This window comes from Serratia sp. TMDUHS_CL (genome assembly GCF_037137105.1).
Lineage (GTDB): Bacteria > Pseudomonadota > Gammaproteobacteria > Enterobacterales > Enterobacteriaceae > Serratia > Serratia nevei.
This window is the reverse complement of the sequence record NZ_JBBBDV010000003.1, coordinates 478950-499422: the sequence shown is the minus strand read 5'-3', so window position 1 is coordinate 499422 and position 20473 is coordinate 478950. Positions and strand designations below refer to the sequence as shown.

The 20473-nt window shown below is 56.0% G+C and carries 14 protein-coding genes; all 14 read right to left on the bottom strand.

The window, feature by feature from the left end; translation table 11 throughout:
• Positions 1-68: 68 nt before the first annotated feature.
• Positions 69-2186, bottom strand: a complete 2118-nt coding sequence (locus tag WCL58_RS09405) for a peptidase domain-containing ABC transporter (protein WP_100396942.1) — start codon at positions 2184-2186, stop codon at positions 69-71.
• On the bottom strand, positions 2173-3468 hold the full coding sequence (locus tag WCL58_RS09400) for an HlyD family secretion protein (RefSeq protein WP_060439614.1): 1296 nt from the start codon (positions 3466-3468) through the stop codon (positions 2173-2175). The genes WCL58_RS09405 and WCL58_RS09400 overlap by 14 nt, the downstream gene beginning before the upstream one ends.
• Before the next feature lie 73 nt (positions 3469-3541).
• Positions 3542-3901: a hypothetical protein gene (locus WCL58_RS09395; RefSeq protein ID WP_060420470.1), complete on the bottom strand. Its 360-nt coding sequence runs from the start codon at positions 3899-3901 to the stop codon at positions 3542-3544.
• A 136-nt stretch (positions 3902-4037) separates the two neighbouring features.
• Positions 4038-4979, bottom strand: a complete 942-nt coding sequence (locus WCL58_RS09390; protein WP_060420468.1) for a fimbrial protein — start codon at positions 4977-4979, stop codon at positions 4038-4040.
• Positions 4980-5022: 43 nt separating this feature from the next.
• Positions 5023-7605: a fimbria/pilus outer membrane usher protein gene (locus WCL58_RS09385; protein ID WP_336850973.1), complete on the bottom strand. Its 2583-nt coding sequence runs from the start codon at positions 7603-7605 to the stop codon at positions 5023-5025.
• Positions 7606-7660: 55 nt separating this feature from the next.
• Positions 7661-8344 carry a fimbrial biogenesis chaperone gene (locus tag WCL58_RS09380; RefSeq protein ID WP_084827581.1) on the bottom strand — a complete coding sequence of 228 codons (684 nt, stop codon included), beginning with the start codon at positions 8342-8344 and terminating at the stop codon, positions 7661-7663.
• A 56-nt stretch (positions 8345-8400) separates the two neighbouring features.
• Complete coding sequence (locus tag WCL58_RS09375) at positions 8401-8940, bottom strand: fimbrial protein (protein ID WP_038872246.1); 540 nt, start codon at positions 8938-8940, stop codon at positions 8401-8403.
• 645 nt (positions 8941-9585) lie between these two features.
• Entirely contained in the window at positions 9586-11064 is a 1479-nt protein-coding gene (locus tag WCL58_RS09370) for a PhoPQ-activated protein PqaA family protein (protein WP_336850971.1), read from the bottom strand.
• 71 nt (positions 11065-11135) lie between these two features.
• Complete coding sequence (locus tag WCL58_RS09365; protein WP_060439610.1) at positions 11136-11534, bottom strand: hypothetical protein; 399 nt, start codon at positions 11532-11534, stop codon at positions 11136-11138.
• A gap of 78 nt (positions 11535-11612) precedes the next feature.
• Complete coding sequence (locus WCL58_RS09360) at positions 11613-11846, bottom strand: hypothetical protein (RefSeq protein ID WP_038872255.1); 234 nt, start codon at positions 11844-11846, stop codon at positions 11613-11615.
• A gap of 105 nt (positions 11847-11951) precedes the next feature.
• Positions 11952-12779, bottom strand: a complete 828-nt coding sequence (locus WCL58_RS09355) for a Cof-type HAD-IIB family hydrolase (RefSeq protein ID WP_060420458.1) — start codon at positions 12777-12779, stop codon at positions 11952-11954.
• A gap of 1 nt (position 12780) precedes the next feature.
• Positions 12781-18567 (bottom strand): amino acid adenylation domain-containing protein, encoded by a 5787-nt coding sequence (locus tag WCL58_RS09350; protein WP_336850969.1) that lies wholly within the window; start codon positions 18565-18567, stop codon positions 12781-12783.
• 34 nt (positions 18568-18601) lie between these two features.
• On the bottom strand, positions 18602-19471 hold the full coding sequence (locus WCL58_RS09345; RefSeq protein WP_142110153.1) for a hypothetical protein: 870 nt from the start codon (positions 19469-19471) through the stop codon (positions 18602-18604).
• 106 nt (positions 19472-19577) lie between these two features.
• Positions 19578-20153, bottom strand: a complete 576-nt coding sequence (locus tag WCL58_RS09340) for a helix-turn-helix transcriptional regulator (protein WP_060420452.1) — start codon at positions 20151-20153, stop codon at positions 19578-19580.
• Between the last annotated feature and the right edge of the window lie 320 nt (positions 20154-20473).

The window sequence follows — 20473 nt, the reverse complement described above, 5'->3', positions numbered from 1 at the left end:
GATAAGGTCAACTGCTGCATTTTACCGCGATTTTGGCCGCGGGGACAGCCTGGGTTGCCGGGCGAGCGTTAGCCGCCGCTCGCGGCCCCCAGCGCCACCACCCTATCCGCCGAGTCGATCGTCGATTTTCTGTGGGCGACAATCACGCGCGTGATATTCAGCGAAGATATCGCCCGATTGATCGCCAATTCATTCTCAACGTCCAGATGGCTGGTCGCTTCATCCATAAACAGCACGCTTGGTCGCCGGTAGAGGGCGCGTGCAATAAACAAACGTTGCTTTTGCCCGCCGGAGATGCCGTTCCCCAGCTCTCCGATCAGGGTTTCGTAACCCATCGGCATCTGCATGATTTCCTCGTGAATGTTGCTGTGCATCGCACAGGCCACAATCCACTCTTTATTGGCGTTGACCTCGAAGCCGCTGATGTTTTCCGCGATCGAGCCGGAGAATAACCGGTCGTCCTGCAGCACGCAGGCGATCGCATTGCGGTAGTTATTCACGCCGATTTTATGGATATCCATCATGTCGGCCAGGATCTCTCCCGAGGTTGGGTTGAGCAAGCCGCACATGACCTTCAGCAAGGTGGTTTTCCCCACGCCTGACGCCCCGACGATGGCGACGCTCTCGCCGGCGGCAATGCGGATATCCAGGTCTTTAAAGATCGGCCGGGACAGCGCGTCATATTGATAGGTAAGGTTTTTAACCTCAACGGCAACCCCCTTGCCCGGTTCGAAGACCTGCCGCGGCGCGGACTCCGCCTCCGCATCGGTAAAGACGATGTCGGATATCCTCTCATTGTGCAGCGACAGCATGCGCAGGCCGATCGCCAGATCGATCAGGCTGGAAGCCCGCTGCGAGAACTGGCCGCGATAGGCGTTGAACGCCATGAACATGCCGAGCGTCATAGAATTGTCGATGACCATCATGGCGCCGAGCCAAAGTATCGCCACCTGATCGAGCGTGGTGATAAAGGTATTGATCCCGCCGAACATCATATTGAAACGGGTGATTTTGATATTGGTATTGGCGGCATCGACATTCAAATTGAGCCAATAGCTGGAGCGCGTTTCCTTGATGCCCAGCGCTTTGACCGTGGAAATACCGTACAGCGTCTCCATGAAATGCGAGTTGGCCTTGGCCGCCTTGACGATTTGTTCCTCCGAGAATTGGCGGTAGGTGCGGTAGGTCATCATCCTGATGAGGATGTAGACCAGGGTGAAGCCTGACACCACCCAGACCAGCCAGCCGCCATAGACCATCATCATCACGAACAAGCCGACCGTCATGATGCCGTCGATGATCCCGCCGACGATATTATTGGTAAAGGTGGTTCTGATCGCATCCAATGAGGAAAACCGCGATTGGATATCCCCCAGGTGCCGCTTCTCGAAAAAGTCCAGCGGCAGCTTCAGCAGATGTTCGAACAGCGTCGTCTTCCACTGGATATCGGTCAGCGTCCCCAGCACGATGGAAATCCAGGCCCTGGCGATGCTGACCACGGCGCGAAACAGGGTGAAGAAGATCAGCCCCAAACAGATGACCGTCAGCAAGCTGTAGTCATGCGCCTGAATGACATGGTCGGTCACGAGCTGGGTCCCCACGGGCAGCAGCAGGTTGACCGACTCAATGACGAGCGATAAGGCAAAAATCTTGAGCAGCGTCCCCGGCAGCCCCTCGATGTTTTTCATCAAATCCAGCAGGCGTAAACGGGTTTTTAAGGTCTCTTGCTGAAAAGCCTTGTCGGGCCACAGCTCCAGCGCAATGCCGGTAAAATGGTTCGACATCTCTTGCAGGCCAATCACTCGGCGCCCGAAGGCAGGGTCGTGAATCACAAAGCCCGCGCGCTGAACCTTAACCAGCACCACGAAATGGTTCATGTTCCAATGCAATACGCAGGGCGTTTTCAGCTGATTGATTTCATCGATGTCCAGCGACAAGGCCCGCGTCTTCAGCTGAATTTGCGCCGCAATTTGTGACAGGGTGCCCAGAGTCGCGCCCTGGGTGGAAATGCCGAATCGCTGCCGCAGGCTCAGCATATCCACATTAAATCCGTAATAAGAAGAGATCATCGCGAGGCAGGCCAGGCCGCACTCCGACGACTCCGACTGCAAGATGCTCGGCACCCGTTTACGCAGAGAGAACGTTAACTTTTCGTTGATCCGTTCAAAAAGATTATGATCCTTCATCGACTCTCCCCACTACGCTGTTTTTTATGTCATACAAAGGCGCGACCGCCCATTGATAAAGCGGTTTCTTATCCAGGAACACAATCACCCTGGCCTGCAGCCCACTGCTGATCTCCAGATATTTCCCTTTGTCGCTGAATTGCGTGTCGCTGATGGACGCCAACACTTTGTAGTAGGCGTTTCGCTCCCTTTTATTGCCGCTGCTGTATTCCGCCATCTCCTGCGGAGAAGCCGGAACCGAAGAGATGGATTCAATGCGCCCCGGAAACTGGCCGAACTTGTCCGAGGGAAAAGCCTCGTAGCGAATGTTGATGCCATCGCCGATTTTCACGTAGGGCAAACTGTTATTCGGCAGCCACAACACCAGATAATATTTGATGTTCTCAATCGGCTTGATCTGCGCCAGGCTGCTGCCGCTCTCGACCACCTGCCCGGCGGTCACGCTCAGCGACTCGATTTTCCCCTTCAGCGGCGCCTTGATAATCACCTGGTCGCCGGCGTTGGATTCCGCCAATTGGCGTTGCAGCTCGCTGCGTTGCGATTCGCTTTGCGATATTTGATTGTCGTAATCGGCGGCGCGAATCAGCAGATCGCTGCGCAGCTGCGACAGCTGGATATTCTGCTGAATCTTTTGGCTGTTGAGCGCCTGATAGGAACTCTGCTGTTGCTGAAAGAGCGAACGCTGATAATTCAGCTGATCCTTGGTAATCAGCCCTTTCGTCAGGTAATGCTCATAGTTTTTCAAACTCTCCCTCATTTTTTCCATGCCGTCTCTGGCACTGAGGTTAAGTTTTTCCGTTTCTTTATACGCTATCTCATAGCTGTCGATCTGTTTTCTCAGGTTCTCCAGCATCGCGTCTTTGTTTTTTTTCAGCTTGCTGATGATCGAATCCAGATTGCCGATCTGCTTGTTGATTTCACCCGCGGCAATATGGCTGACATTACCCGAGGCCGTGCTTCTGGAAACATCGATGATATACAGCGGCTCGTCTTTTTCCACCACATCACCGGCCTGGTGGAAAGACCGATTCACATAGCCATATTGGGAAGAAAAAACGTTCGTCGAATGCGGAATGCTGATCACCTCCCCCTCGACATCCACCCTGCGCGTATATTCACAAAAATAGAGCGCGCTCGCCAAAATAAGAATAAAAACGAGGCACGTCACGGCAATCACAGAGCTGGACGCGCCGGAAATCAGCAGCGCTCTGCCGGTCCATCTTTGACGTTGATAATTGACCGCCTCCTGGCGGAAAATATTTCTGCTCTTATTATCACTCATAGGAAGACCTGCGCATGCCTGACCGGGAGACAGCCGCAGCGCGAGCGCTGCGGCCTTGGACAGCAATATTGATTTAGCTGATGGTGCCGTTAATCAGCCCATCGAGGCCTTTTTTGGAGTATTCCAGGGTGGTATCCCAGCCAACAACGGCCGCGGCCACGCCGCTGGCCACGCCACCCAGAATACCCGCAGCGACCATGCCAACGCCCTGGCCAATGGAGCCGACGCCCAGCAGACCACCGCCGTCGCCGCCGTGCTTACCGCCGATGACGGCGCCCGCCATGCTGCCGACCGCGGCGCCCAAAGCAACGGACGAAACGGCTTCCGCGGCATTGGTGACGGCGCTGCCAATCAGGCCGGCCAGCCCATTGCTCATATCCCAGGAATAGGCGCCTGACACTTCATTCATTTCGATAACAGACAGTTCTTTCATTGGTTAATCTCCATATTTAAACGGACAAACACAGCCATACATGCGTGTTGTCATTGCATTGGCATCGGCCTGCAGCGCCGGATGCCACCAATAATGCCGCGGGAAAAGACGGCATTATATTTTTGATGCGGCTCCCTTAATTCTGCGTAATGGTGAATGTCATGACGGCATCGGCCTGCCCGGGGCTAATGTCCCCCGTCTGCTTATAACGCGCCATTAAGGGAATTCTGATCTCTTTTTCGGCAGCGGTGTGATAGTTAATCGGCCGGGAAAACGTGAGCGGATTACGGTTCTCGTCCAGGACCTCCACGGCAACGCCCTTTGCCGCATCAGAACCGTCGGCAATAGCGATCATGCCTACGCCCGGCGAATTTCCGGCCGCTTCAAACGTCACCTGTACCGGAATATTGTCTTCCTGGCATTGCAGGACCACGAAGAAGTTACGTTCGGAAGACACCGCGCTGCTGCCGACCCCATTAAATTCGCTGCGTTTTGGGCTGCCTAAGTCCACCGTTTGATTTTTATAATTCAAATCCACCAGGCAGCTTTTCTGAATGACCTTCATGCCGGAAATGCTCAAGTCCAATACCGAGGTCGAGTCCAGATAATATCTGGCGATAATCTTCCCCCCCATATCACCGCCGGTTTTAATCGGGCCGGTTTTGATAAACGTCAGCCTGACATCATTGCGGTTGATCCACGGCGTCAGCAGGTTGGGCGAAATCGCCGTATTGAAAGGCACGTTCTTATTGCTCTGCCACAGGTCCGAAATCGTCACGCCTACGCCGTCGATGCCCGTTTCAAACACGCCGGGCAGCGCACTCGGCGTCAGCGGCGACAGGGAACGATAGGCCACCGAGCCCGAGCAAAGAAAAGAAAACGTCGTGCCGCTGATGCTGTTTTCCGTACGGACAGCCAACTGTTCGCCGATTTCAATACGCGGATCCACGGCCAGCGTCAGCAACCCCATGCGGATGGTTTTCGCGTTGGTGGTACAGGTGCCGGCATACGCCACCGTCGTTAGCGTCGCCAGCCATAGCAGAGCGCCGTAACCGAATATCCTGATAAAAACGTTCATTTTCACTCTCACTTAACAAGTCATGATGGATACGGAGCGAGATCTATTGGCAAACGCCATTGAGGGTTTGGATCCCTGCAGCGGGTTTCTCCGCCGGCAGTTGATAGCTGATGCGGCACTGATGCTCGGCATTTCGCCCCCACTGCACGATGAGCCGGCCTTGTTCCGTCATGCCGGACAGATAAACCAACCCATCCCCGCCAATCAGGAACGGCTGCGCCGAATGATCCGCATCGCGGACGCTGGCCCCCAGAGGGAGAGGCACCCCATGTGGATCCGTGACTCTCATCAGGATCCTTTTGCCGACTTGCGCCTTGAAATTCGCCCGGCTTACCGCGCCGCGGGTAGGCGTGACCGACTGGTTGGTCAGCGCGAGATCGACATCATCCGGCAAACTCTCCACATCAAGACGAATCGAGTTGTTGCGATAAGGGGTGGCATAAGGAACGATGGCATAGCCGCGCCAATCGGTTTTCACCCCGACCTGGTTACCGACCGCCACATCGCTGGCGCCGGCCGCCGTCACCAGGGCGGCCGTCTCGCCAAAAGGCTGGCCGAAGGTGACGCCGTCTTCGTGGGCAATCACGCCCCCTTTCACGCCATAGTTGACGCGCTGTTGGCTGCGATCGTAAGCGTATCCCGCGACGAGTTCGCCGTAGGTGGCGCGCCAGTCAAGGTTGGCATTGCCGCTGTTGCCCTGGCCCTGATTGCCATACCCTTCCTGTACGCTCCAGTTGAGGTTGTTGCCGGCCAGCGCCGTGCCGTTGAGCCCCGCCGTATGGCTGGTATTGCCTTTTTGGCTGGTATTGAGGCTATAGGTGGCGTAGGTGTTGCTCAGCCATTTCTCCAACGGCACGCTGATATTGAAGGCAAACAGTTGGTCGCGATCGTAAATACGCCGTTGTCCCCGGTCTGAGTCACCGTAAATCGCCTGTGAATTACGGTTGTAGCTGTAGTTAAAACCGTAACTGATGCCATTCCAGCTATTGTTGTAACCCGCGCTCAGCGATTGCATGTTGCGCTCGGAATTCCAGTAATCTTCGCTGACCGCACTGAGGGAAAGCGACCCCGCCCCCTCCCATAAATTCTGGTTGAGCGTAATCTCGGCGCGGTTTTTACGGCGGTCTGTCAGGGCGTAGCGGTTGCCGCTGCGGTAGGTGTCCAGCACTTCCTGCAGCCCATAATAGCCGCTGGTCGAATAGCGGTAGCCGGCAATGGCGAAGTTCGTGCCGGTCGCTACGATGTTTTTGCTGTAGCGCACGCGCCACGACTGGCCGTCGCTTTTCGGCTGATGTTCCTGTTTCGCCCAGGCCTGAGTCGCGTCCACCGACAGGGCGCCGAACTCGCCCAGGTTTTTACCCACCCCCAAGGCCAAGGATTGATACGGGCCGGCGAATTGCCCGCCGCCATAGAGGGTAAAGCCGGCCGGCAAGCCGTAAATCAGGCTGCCCTGCGAGAAAACCTTTTTCTCCACGCTGTGATCGTAAGTGCGATATTGGCCGGACGTCAGTGCGTATTTCAGGCGCCCTTCGCGTTGCAATACCGGCAAGCTGGCAAAAGGCACGGTCATATGCTGTTCGCTGCCGTCCGCCTCTTTGATCGTCACGTCCAAATCGCCGCTGCCGCCGGTCGGATACATGTCAGAAATCTCGAACGCGCCCGGCGCGACATAACTCTGGTAGATGACATAACCGTTTTGGCGAATGACCACCTGCGCGTTGCTGCGCGCAATGCCGCGCACCACCGGCGCATAGCCGCGCAGGCTTTCCGGCAACATGTCGTCATCGGAGGCCAGCTGCGCGCCGCGAAACGACACGCTGTCAAACACATCGGACGGAGTGCTGCTTTCACCGAGCGTGAGCAAGCTCTTCAGGCTGATGATATTGCGCTGGGCGTAGGTATAGACGGTGTCCCAGCGATCTTCCGACTGCCGCCCGCCACCGCCGCTGTTGTAGCTCCAGGTGGTGTAATTCCGCACCCGCCAGGCCCCCAGATTGAACCCCGGCCGCAGGTTGAGGTAGTAGCTGCTTGCGCTCTGGGTAAAACGATCGCGCCCCTTGCTGTTGCTGCCGGTGAAACCGTAATTAAGCAGCATCGCCGGCATCCCTTCGTCCCACAGTTCGGGCGGTACATAGCCACGCACCCGATTTTCCAACGCCGCCTGGGGAATGCTCAGCACCAGCCGCTGGCGGTTAAATTGAAATTGCGCCGAGGCCTGCGGGATGGCGGCCAAATTCGCGCACTCTTCCGCGCGGTTCAATGCGGGAAACCGCTCGATCTTCACGCCGAGCCGTTGTAAATCCTCCCCCGTCAGGCAAGGCTGCAGGCCGGCTTTATCGTCGCCGCCGGGCTTGATGACAAACCGAACATCACGCGTCTCCATCAGCATGTCATTCACCCAAATATCCACCCGATACTTGCCGGGCACCTGGTTGCCGTTTTCAAACACCGACAGGTCAACAGGCTGTTGGCCCGAACGCCCCGTTTCCAGCAACGCCGGATTGAAATAGTCACGGGAAAAGGCGGGGTTGGCCATGTTGCCGCATACCGCCGTGGTTGCCGTGAATAAGACGATGCGCTTCAGCCAAGCATCCCGCTTCGCTGCTCTACGCTGACGAGTTATCATTCATTAGCTCCATTATTGAATTCGTTATTCCCTTCTGCCGCCTATCCCCTGGCGGTTAAATACCTGACTGATGCTCCTTGCCGGTGCCACCGTAGTCGTTAATTAATTTCCAACTGACCGACGACGCGCCAGAAACCGGCAATGAAAACATTTCACTACTCATCGGCGCGATATAAGTCACCTCTTTCATTTCGCGCCCGCCGATGCGAACATAATGAAAATTCATATAATACGGCGTGGGGTTGGTGAGTTTTAATTCCTTGCCGACGCGCTGCCACGTCAACCGTTGAGTCACATCCTCGGGAACCTGTTTGAGCAGCGCCGCAGGGCGATAAATCAGTTTGAGGCGCGTTTTTACCGCGATTTGCAACGTGTTCGACTTACCCGTGTGTTCTGTCGAAGGAATGGACTTTATATTCATCCAATACAGGCTCTCTTTATCCTTCGGCAAGTCATCGCCGACGCGGACGATGCGCAGCATATTCTCCTGATGCCCATCCAGACGAAATAAAGGCGGCGTAATGATAAAGGCTATCTTATCCACGCCGCTCTGTTGATTATCCAGCCAGGACTGGATTAAATAAGGTTCGTTGTCCGGGTTGTCGACGCTGATTGAGGCTTCTTTTTTTTCACCGTTAAAAATCACTCGCGTTCCACCGACAACCACACCGGCCTGCGCCGTAGAAAAAAATAATAATAAAATGAATCCCATTAGGGCACTGCAGCAATTAAACCGCATAATATTATCTCCGAGGCAATACGGCCCGCTGGAAACCAGCGGGCAAGAAAATATTATCAGTTGTAATTCAGCGTGAAGGTCGCGACGCTATTGGCTTTACCGGCAGTCACATCTGCAAGCGTGGAAATATAACGCGCGGTAAAATCAAGATTGTTTTTCACGCCGCTGCCGGAAGCCAGCGGATAGGCCGTTGAGGCCGTGTAAAGCGGAAGAACATTATTAGAAATATCAGACAGCTGGATGCCAACGCCCGTGGCGACATCCGTTTCCTGGGTCAGCTGCAATACGTTGTTGTCACCATTATCGGCCGCGCCGTCGAACTTAACGGTGGCGCTTTTTACCGTATCCGGACAATCCGTCACTTCCAGCGTAAATTTAGTCGCCGAGGAAGTGGATCCCTTGCCCCCCGCAAATGCCGTTCGGGCCACATCGCCCAGAACAACATTTAATGGATTACTCAAGTCATTTGTGACCTTGCACGCGGCATCAACAATATTCCCGGTAAAATTAACCTGCCCGTCTGCCGCCAGGGCCGGCAAAGCACTCGAAAAACTCGCCGCAACCAATGCCAACATAATCACTTTTTTTTCCATCATGGGTACTTCTCCTTTTGATTGGACAAACTTAAAAATATCCCTATCACGGCTAATCCGTGATAAGGCGAATAGGAGCTCCGCCCCTTTCACAGTTAATTATGCTTGGCTTTCCCTCTTTAGCAATACATAAAATCAATGTAAAGATGAGAAAAGATAATTACCCCGAATCGAATTGGCATCATTCTTATTTTTATTTTAAAAAAACCAAAAAAAAAGCGTTTCTTGATTCATTCCTCTGGCCGAAAAGGAAAGGTTTATCAGCATGCTTCATACACCATCCACAAGATAAACCACTCATTTCCTCTTCAATGAATGTGCGTAAGGATGAGTTGTCACAAAAATGAAAGACGCCGCGCGGGAGCCAATGACTGGAGAGTTTTTTGATTCTTGCTAAGGGGCTGCGGCGCGTCGACGGCGAAACCGGATAGGGCAATAACGATTAAGCGTTCAGAAGAGGTGAAATATGAAGGGAAGTTTTCTCTTAAATAAGAAAACGCCGACAATAAATCAGCGTAATCATGCTGCAGAAAGGGCGCCGCCGATCATCAACGGTTCCCTTCTGACGCAGGTTAATTCAGCGATGTAGCCGCGTTCTCTTGACGTTCAATTCACAGTAAACGCTTTTCCGTCTTATTTTCAGCGGGACTAATCGTCATGGCGATAATCCTCCCCCAGCCCTCGACCCGGTAAGGTTTCACACGCCAGGCCATCGCCCGCCGGTGCGGCGATCGGGTAGCGGTCGTCAGGGGTGATAAAGACCGGCGAGGTCGCGATATACCCGTCGCTAAACTCGGCTTCGATAAAGGTGGCCTCCCAACCCTGTGCAGGGGCGTTCAGCCGAAATTCACCGCGGTTCGCCTCCAGCGGCGCCGAGGTATAACGCACGCCGCACGAGTAGCGAAAATCTCGGGCCGTGCGGTTATGCGCAGTCCAGCGCAACACCCTGATCGGCGGCTCGGAAAAGCGGAGCGTGCGCAGCGCCGTCTCTGAGGCGTTGCTCTGCACCTCGATCGTCGGTAGCGCAATATCACGCTGACGACGGTTGACCAAGGCCAGAACGGCGCGTTCGGGGACCGTGCGCTCGTCGCCGGCGATGGCTCGCATCGAGACCTCCCCCGGCAGCTTATTCAAATAAAACCGCGTGCTGTCGGGCGGATAGCGTTCGTCGCCGCCGGCGACGATGAAATACTTCGGTGCCGGAGGCCGCCCGTGCTCGGCCAGAGGGGGATATTCGATGGGATCTTCAATCTGCATCAGCTTGTCAAACGCCGGGGTCTCTATGCGCCGATCGATGCCCAGTTGGTAATAAGGATGAAACGCCAAAGGCCAACGCCCGCCATACGTGCGATAGGTATGCTTCATCACCTGCCGCGCCGCGATCCCCTCAGGGAAAATGGCGGCCACGGCATCGATGCGCTCATCTGAAAGCGCCGTCAGCATGGCCGTGGTTCCCCCCTCCGACACGCCCGCGACGATAAATTTGTCTATCCCCCACTGGCGCAATTCGCGCTGCGCCAGCGTCATGGTTTGCGACAGCGCCGCCGTCATCGGGATATGCAGCGGCATCATCAAATATTCATCGGCATCATCCAGGAACAATCGCCATCCCCTCGCCCGGCTATCCGCCCCTGAACGGCGCCGTCCCTCATTTTGGTATTCCAGGTACGGGTAAGGCAGCCGATTGACCACCACCACCACCGTTTTGCTCTGCGCCGCCAGCGCCTCAGCTGAAAACGCCGGCTTTTGATTGCCCGACGTTCCCGGGCCGGCGGCGCTGCACGCGCAGTCTTCGCTCATCACCAGCAACGCTTTACCGGTGAATGCCCCGTTGGGAATATAAATGTCCACGTCGTGCCACCACTGCGTCGGCCGGATCGCGTCTTGCGGCGACCAGGATTGCGACATCAGCCGATAATGACGAATTTCCGCGTGTTGGCCGCTCTCCACGCTTTTTAACGAAAATGACAGGGGCAGCGTGGCCAGTTGCTGGTTATAGCAAGGGATCACCGTCTGTAATGCTGGGTGCTCATCGGCGAAGCAGGTGTCTTCCTCCTTGGCCGCGGCGTACCGGCAGACGGCCAACGCCAGCCAAATCAAGGTAATATAAGCGGAGATCTTTAACATTTTTCCCCCACGATAGTTGGCGTTGCCCCGCCCTCGCAGGCCGGCGCGGCGGCAAACGGGCATCAACAGCCTCACGAGGCGTGATGAAATAATATCGGGTAGCCGAAGCTGTCTTTTTCGAACATCACATCGTTCTCGTTTTCGCCCACCAGCACGCTATAAATGCGGTTCTCCTGATAACGACTCATGGCGACATAGAGCACGACCTCGCGATGATCCGTCAGGGTGAACTGCCTGCGCTTGGCAGTAATTTCCAACGTAAACGCCACCACGGGATTGTTGTTTAAAAACACCGCGGTCTGTCTCATAGACAGGATTCTGGCCTGCGCTTTCTCCGCGACCTGAAAGGGGGTGGCGTCACTGGGGTAGCGGATATCCATCTTCTTTTGGATATAGATGACGTTAAACACCGCCAATGCCACCGCCACAAAAAGATTGATAACCATAATCAGCATGATTTTATTTGCCATTCATCCTCCCGCCCCGTTCCCTGCACCGCGCTCGCGGTTGATTTAAAAGTGCCCTTGCGGGCACTTTTCATTAGAGGCTCAAGAGGATTTGCGGCCAAACAACTGCGAGAACGCGCTAATCCCGGCATCGATGACGGCGCCAATGCCTTCACCGAGTTTTGCGCCGGCGTTTGACGCATCCGCATGGATACCGAAAAGACCGGTGCCGGCATCCACGATGGCGCCAATACCCGTACCCAGGATTTTGCCGGCGTCGGAAGCGATGCCCGCGCCGGATACCGCCATAACTTCTGCTTCAGTCAGTTCTTTCATACTCGCTCCTTTGCATTAATCTAAGTGTTCCGTTTTGAGAAAATGAAACCCTCACTGTTCGTTCACCTCCTTATGTCTGCCAATAAACCTCGCCCGGTGAAAACGTCAGAACAGACCGAATTCACGACAGAGATAGTCTGCGACGCCATTGCGGCTATTGGGCAACGCCACCGGATTCAACGGCAGAGCGCGTTTCAATTCGCTCATGGCATTGCCCATGACCACGCCCGTTCCGGCCCAGCGCAGCATGTCCAGATCGTTCATCGCATCGCCGAAAGAGAGGCAATCGCGCATCGCTATCTGTTTGGAATTCAAATAGTCGGCCACGCTTCTGGCCTTGGAAATATGCTTATCCATGATGTCTATCGTTTCCGTGGAGGACTTACAGATGGACAGCGTTTTGCCGAAGGCCTGGTTGACCTGGTCAAAGAGCGTCTCGATCGGCGCCGCGTCGCCATGCACCAGTACCTTCAATATCCGCTGCCGCTTCATGGCCTCAGGCTCGACATAGCGGCAGGCCACGCCCGACGTTTTGACGTAGTCAGAAAAATGCGGGTTCTCTTCGGCCATCATCCAGCCCTCTCGGGTGAACAGGGTCACGTGGAACGGGCTGGCGAATAAAAAATCGATCAGCCCGGTTTGCAGCTCTGCGGGCAAAAAATAGCTTCTATCCGCCACCGCCTGCCCTTCGATGTTGACCATCGCGCCGTTGCAAGAAACGATCACCGGCGAGAACCCCAGCCCATCCACGATCCCGCGCGCATCCGCATCGCAGCGCCCCGTTGCAATGACGATTTCCAACCCCCGACGCTGTAAAATGTTGAGCGTTTCCACCGTCACATCGGATAAATTCCCGGACGGATCGAGCAAGGTGCCGTCAAGATCGCTCACGATCGCCCGGTACTTTATTTTGCCGTCGACTGCCAGCCACATATCATGCCTCCTCAGCCTGGATAATCCCGTCCTCAGCGCAGATGTCGCTGTCGGGCGGGAGATTGGCGATCGCGAGCGCAATAATCAGAAAACGTCGGCCCAATTCGACGATGTTTTCCCGAGCGATCTCGTGGGAATCATAAAACAGTGAAATGGCGAGCCGTTCCGCCTCGGGGAACAGGCACAGCACCGTTTGGTGATTGCTGCCGCTGACGATATCCATCACGCGGCACTGAAACGGCAGCCGTGGATCCATCGCCGGTTTCGGCATGTTTTCGAACACGAACAGGCTGCCGAACGGCGAGGTGGGCACCCAATTCTCGTCGTATCGATTCAGTTCGGAAAAGGCGTATTTCTGCCGGAAGGTTTGTGAATCCGCGATGTCATCCAGCAGCTCATAAAGGGGGCGGCGGCGAATCGCCCGCAGCCGCAGCACCGGGCTTGCGACACACAGGCCAAACAGCGTCTGCACCTGCTCAATGTCGGCCGGGCGCTCGCTCATGGTCGTGCCGATGGCGATATCATCGCAAGCCAGCGCCTCGGCCAGCGCCAGCATCCAGGCCAGCTGCGTCAGTTGGTTGACCGTGATCCCCTGCCGCCGACAAAACGCGGTGAGGCGCGCCATCTGCGCGCTGGAGAATTCGTCGCCATGCTGACGCATCCGGCGCCCCTGCGGTACGAGCTGCGGTGCGGCAGTCAGCGGCAAGCGTTGATTGACCGGCGCATCCCGCAAATAGTCTGCCCAGAAGGCCCGCGCCTCAGGATCATTGCCGTGCGTGCGCACATGGGCGGCAAAAGGCTCGAATCGGTTAATCTCCAGCGCCGGCACCCGGCCCGCCAACAGGGCGAGGTAATCGTTGAACCACTGGCCGAACAAGACCCCCAGCGACCATCCATCAAACAGAATGTGGTTAAAGGTCTGCACCAGATAGTGCTCGTCCGCATGCAACCTGATGAGGCGCCAGCGAATCAACGGCGGCGCATCCAGCTCAAACGCGGTCTCCCTCTCCCGGGCCAGCAGCGCCTCCATCCGTTCCTCCAGAGAGGCTGGCGCGGCATCCGACCAATCGTCCATCGCGATCGGCGCCTGCAGCGTCTCGCAGATAAAGACGTTGGGCCGGCCGCGGCGGGTTTGATCGTCAAATCCGGCACGCAGCATTTCAAACCGCTGCAGCGCCAGCGCCCATGCCTGATTCAACACCTCGGGCTGCAACGGCCCCGCGATCTCATAAACCGCCTGGTCGATCTGATACTCGCGGTTGAGTCGGTTGAAATACATCAACTCTCGCTGGGTTACCGTGGCTTCGAAAACGGCGGCGAGACGATGCTTTTGCTGCCAGCGATCCAATTCGGCGAGGCTGACGTCGGCATGGGGGAAGTCACCCGGGCTGGCGAGACAAACGCCGTTGCTGGCTTCGTGGCAGCAGTGCTCGACCAGCGCCGACAGGCTGTCGACATAATGCGACCCGATCCGCGACAGCGTTTCATGCGGCAGCAAACCTGACATGACGATGCTTAGCCGATCGTCGTGAACATAAAGCACCAGATCCAATACGTTGCCGCTGACCGGCATCGCGCCATTTTCCAAATCCGCCGTTTGGTCGATCAAGGCCCATAACGCGTCGTCGGCCTGCTCGTTGAACGCGCCGAGATAATTGAACGAAATGGCCGGCAGGCGGTGGCGCCGCAGGCAAGCCGGCACCTCATCGCCCGGCGCTGAAGCGTATTTCAGCGCCGAATAACCGATACCGTGGTCAGGCATCTTTCTCAGCCTGTCCTTGATGGCGCGCAGCGTGGTTTTTTGGCACTCGTGCGCGGTGATGCGCAAGGGCATCAAGGCGGTGAACCAGCCGACGGTGCCCTCAAGCCGGATCTTATCGTCATTGATATCGCGGCCATGGTGTTCCAGCGTGAGATAACTGTCCGCACTGCCGTGCCATGCCTGCAGCACCGGCGCCAGGGCCGCTAACAGCACTTCGCGCACCGAGGTGTTGTAGGCCTGATGGCAACCGTCCATCAGCAGCGCGGTCAACGCCACATCGCACTCGAAGCGGCAAAATTCAGGGGCCTGCACCACGCCGCTGAGCGTGGCGTAATCGGGCTGCCCGGCGATCATCGCCAGCCAGTAAGCGCATTGGTCTTGCCGGGTTGCCGCGTATTGCCTTAACCGTTCTCCCCATTGGCGGTAGCTGGTGCCTTTTGCCGGCAGCGATTCCCCCTGATGCAACCGCTGCAGGTCGCTGACGATGACGCGCCAGGAAACCACATCGACGATCAGATGATGAAACGCGCAGAACATCAGCGCGTAGCCGGGGGCGCGGCTGTCAAAGATGTAAACGAAGCGGCATATCGGCCCTGTCGTCGGATCAAACCCCGATTGCCATTGACGCAGCAGCTCGGCACGGCTTTGGCGACAAAGCGCCAGGTCATAGTAGCCCCATGAAGGGCCGCCGTCGGCCGCTGACAGGTAGCGCTGCGACACGATGACGCCGGCGTCGTCGACGCTAAAACGCGCGCGCAGCATGTCATGCTGATCCGCCAACGCGGCCACCAGATCGGCGACCTGTTCGGCGGACATCGGCGGTACCCGCACCAAAAAAGTCTGGTTGAAGAAAGCGCTGCGATTCGGCGCCAGCTCACGGTACCAGCGTTGAATCGGCAGCAGCTCGAATTCGCCCTGCAGTTCGCCCTGTTCGTTGAGCGCGGTAACCGCGTCTTGCTGCCGCAGAATGCGCTGGGCCAGAGCCCGCGCATTTCTGGTTTCGAACACCGCACGCGAGTTGCTGTGGTAACCCGACTTGCTCAATTCACTGGTGAACACAATGCTTTGGATCGAATCGCCGCCCAATCGGAAAAAGTCGTCGTCGATACCCACGGTCTCCACGCCAAGAATGTTCGACCACAGGGAACAAATCAGCGCCTCCAGCGGGTTCTCCGGCGCGGCATAACGCCCGCTTTGCGCGAATTGCGGCGCGGGCAAGGCCGAGCGATCCAACTTGCCGTTAACCGTCAGCGGTATCTCGTCAATCTCGACATAGCTGGACGGCACCATATAATCCGGCAAACTGCGCTCAAGCCGGGAGCGTAATTCGGCAGGATCCCAGGCCACGCCCCGCGCCATCAGCAAATAGGCGGCAAGGCGCTTGCTCTCCCGATGGACGACATCCACCACTACGCCTTTCTCGACGCCCTCCAGGGCATTGATCGCATTTTCTATCTCGCTGAGTTCAATCCTGAATCCGCGAATTTTCACCTGGCAATCATTTCTGCCGAGATATTCCAGATTGCCGTCGCGCAGCCAACGCACCCGATCGCCGGTTTTGTATAAGCGCCGGCCGTGCAACTCGATGAAACTCGCCTGGGTTTGCTGCGGCTGGTTGAGATAACCGCGCGCCAGCGCCGAACCGCCGATATACAACTCGCCGGCCAAGCCCGGCGGCAGCGGTTGCCGCCAGCGATCCAGCACGTAGAGCTCACGCCCCGGTATCGCCCTGCCGATGGGAATGCTGCTGCGCGCTTCGTCCTGAGCGATAGCGTACATCGTGGTAAACGTGGTGCATTCGGTGGGGCCATAGCCATTGATGACCCACTGCGGACGGTGAGGTTGCCGCACCAGGCGCTGCATCAGCGTGGCGGTCAGCGCCTCCCCGCCCACCAGCAGATAGCGCAGCCCGGCAAACAGATCGGGGTTGCTGAGGTAGAGATGATCGAACAAGCTGCGCGTGGCCCAAAGAATCGACACCTGCTGCCGACGCAGCAGCGCTTCCAGCTGCGGCACATCGCCGGCGATATCTTCCGTGTCGCGGATGACCACCAGTTTGGCGCCGTTGAGCAAGGCGCCCCACACTTCGAACGTCGCCGCGTCGAACGCCGGGCTGGACAGGAACAACAAGACATCTTCGGGCGTAATCGCGATGCCGGACGCGGTCGCCAACCCGCACATCGCCTGTTGCTCGAGCATCACGCCTTTCGGCACTCCCGTCGACCCCGAGGTATAAATGATCGCGCCAAGCCGTTCGGCGGCGGTGACCACCGGCAGATTATGCCGTTCATGCGGCAGGCGGCTCAGATCGCCCAGTGTCAGCACGGCCTGGGGATGCGGCATCATCGCGGCCAACGCTTCCGCCGCCGTCTGCATAGAGGGCCCGGCAATCACCAAGGCCGCCCGCGTTTCCTCAAGAATATGCCGAATACGCGCCTGGGGATAATGGCAGGAGATCGGCACATAGGCCGCGCCGGTTTTCAGCACCGCCAGCAGCGCCACGACCATTTCCAGGCTTTTTTCGCTGTACAGCGCGATCGGCTCGTCGGCCTGGGGCTCGGCCCCGGTCAGCGACGCATAGCGAAGCACGATCTCGCGCGCCAGGCTGTTCGCCATGCCGTTCAACTCACGGTAGCTGACGCGCAGCCCCTCATACTCCAGCGCGATGTTTTCCGGATAGCGTTGCGCGATCGCTTCAAAACGGGCGCTGAGGGTCTCCCCTGGCAGCGGGAGACTTTCATTATCCGGCGGCGACCTGTCGGCGGCGGGATAGAAGGCCATGTGGCTTAACGGGGCGTCAGGCGCGCTCATCGCCTGTTGCATCAGGCGAGTAAAATGCCCCGCGCAGTCGCGCATGTCTTCCTCGTCAAACATGCCCTGGCGAAAGCGCAACCGGAACTGCAACGCATCAATATCGGCCCGGTCTTCGTATTCCAGCGAGAGCGCCGCGCTGGCCATATCGTGATTGGCTTCGAATAGCGGCCAGGTGGCGCAATCGGCCAGCGGCAATGCCGCATCGCGCAAGTTGGTTTGGGCAAAGGAGATCGGTAACGCGCGGATCCCCAATGCCCGCACCACCTCTTGCGTGGGCAGCTGGTTAAAACGTTGGCGCGACTGCGGCGGCGCGGCGGTAATAAATGCCAGCGCCCGTCGATAAACGTCGGAAAAACTCGCGCCGTCACGCAAAGAGAGAGGCAACACGCTGGTGTTCACATGGCCGCCCAGCGCAAACTTTTGCCCCTTCTTTATCGACACCGGATAGCTGATGTAGACCGTTTCCTGATTGCCACTGCGCGCCATCAAGATGCCCCACAGCACCAGCAGCGCCAGAAAGTCATTAACTCGCCGTATCCCCGAGGCCTGTTTCAGCGCTTTCCATTGCGCTTTGGGAAAGTGGAAGCGCAGCTCGCCCGCTTCGTCTTCACGGCCGGCGCCGCTTCGCTCAAACGGCACCTCGAGCGCGCCCAAACTTTCCGCTTCGGCGCGCCAATGCGCCAGCGCCCCCTCGGCGGCCAGTTGCTTCACCTCCTGCTGTAGTTGCAGGTTAACGGCGGCGATCTCGGCCGCCTCGACGCGCGTCGCCAGCCGCTGTTGGCGATAGTACTGGCTCACCAGGGAGAAAAACTCGTCGGAAGAGGCGCCGTCAATCACCAGATGGTGGCCGACCAACGCCAAGGTATAGCGCCGCTCTCCCTCGGCGAATAGCGCCCAGCGATAAAGCGGCCCGCGGTAAATATCGAAGGGCCGGCGAATCACTTGCGTCAGCAGCGTGCGGTCCGTGTAATGCTGCAACGGATGGATTGCGTCATTGCGGCGCCAATACAGCTCGCCATCCTGTTCATGAATATGGCTGTTCAGCAGTACATGATCTTGCACCAGCGCATTCAGCGCGGCTTGCAACCGGATGGGATCCAGCGCGCCCTCAATTCGCTGCAGCACCAATACGTTGTAATTGCAGCCTTCAGGATGGCGATCATATTCATCGATAAAAACTTTTGAGTAGGGTGATACAGGAATTTCTTCCATGACAAACACTCCATTTAGAAGACACAAGCCCTGCTTAACGGCGATCCATGCGGCATACCCAAACCTCTTTCGGCATCAGATCGCTTATCTTTTGTGAGTAATAGCCGATAAGCATGTTGATGCGTTTTTCTGAAATGACCTCCGCCGCCTGAGCGCAAACCGACTTATAAAAAGCGAGGGGGATCATTACTTTGCAACGGCTATGCAGATGCCGACACACACCGATGGCCCAGGAAAAACACTCCCTGGAAGGGTTGGAAATATCCAAGAGTTCGGCACATTCATGAGAACAGCCAATCACGGCGTAGTGGCTGCCTTTGTTGATATAATGAATTTTATGGTACAGGGGGTGTTTTTCAATATACTCAAAGGCGCGGCGATCTTTTTCCCGCCCTAAATTATTGATGAAGCTTGCCTGCTGTGCGAGCCCACTTTCAGCAAAACGAAATGCCATAAACTTGTCAGGCTTTAAGGTTAATTCGACATAAGGATAGATTTGGGTATTTGTTGTTAAATACTTTCTAAATATTTTTTCGTAAACCCGGATCTTCCTGTCATCGGAAAAGCAAATATCCGCCGCCACGTCCGACCGTCTGGCCTGCAGGAAAAAATCTTTCAATACGGTGGAGGACTTTACCTGACGATGGATGCCAAGATCGCCAAGCATATTGACATTGACACTAACACCGTTGATCTTAAAGGGATAAAAGCTTGAAACGAACATCCCGAGATAACGTTCGCGATCCTTGTAGAATATGCCCGTCTTCTCCCTTGGCGCGCCACAATGCGGATCGAGCAGATGCTTCCAGTGCAGGAAACGTTCCCCGCCCAGATCTCTGCCATAAAGATCCTGCAATAATTTGAAATGATTTTTGGAAACCGTTTCCCTTACAAAATCAGCCATGTTTTATCTCCCTATAAAACCTATTCCATGCCAGGCGGCAACCATGAACGATCGCCGCCTGCGCCGGTAAAAATACCGAATCAGATCGTCACTCTCCCCCTCTCCATTAACAAGAGTCGCTGTGCATTTTTAACCAGCGCAAGAATTCAATATTGTTATCGATATTCAGTTTTCTCATCGCAGAGCGTTTATGAATGCTGACCGTTTTCGGGCTGATGCCGAGCAACATCGCAGTTTGATTTTGCGAGTATCCCAGATGAATCAGACGGCACACCTTCCCTTCGCTAAAGGTCAACTGGGTGCGGCAACGCGGGCAATAGCTTGAAACCAAACTGTTTTTCTTGCGATAGCAAACCATGACCTTATCCACGATCGCCGCCACGCCGTCTTTGCGCGTAATGCTTCCGGCCTCTAGATTGCAATGGATTTTTGGAAAAATCGTTTTATGCTCCAGTATTGAAAAATAGAGCGGAATAGAAGAAAAGTTGCCCTGCAAAAGCTGGGTATGGCAAAAATTGATGGACACCCGCTTATCCGGCGCCCGGAATATAATGTTGGCCCGTTCCTCTCCCGTGATCTTGGCCTTGACACCATTCTGGAGAAAACCCTCTTGCAAGGCGAGCCCCAACCCAAGCTTGAAAAATTGATTTTGATCGACGATAGCAATATTGACGCGCTCCATTAACAAACCTCCCTTTTGACTACGCTTGCCCACTCTCCTTACTGCAATATGATTGCTGTGATTATTTTTTAGTTTTGAGATGCTTTTTAATAAAAAAGCGTTATATGCGATGCGGAAACGTCTTCGCCTCGCAAAAAGTGTATTTTATATATGATATAAACTCATCAGCCCTGGAGAGCACACAAAAGCAAGACGCGGGGAAGTACCGCGTTTTACAAGGTAATGGGTTACCGTAAGTTATATTTATAGTGCATCATTGCCATCCGTGATACGGTGCCAAGAATTTTCTCTGATAAGTTAATTTTACTCCAAGAGCGCAA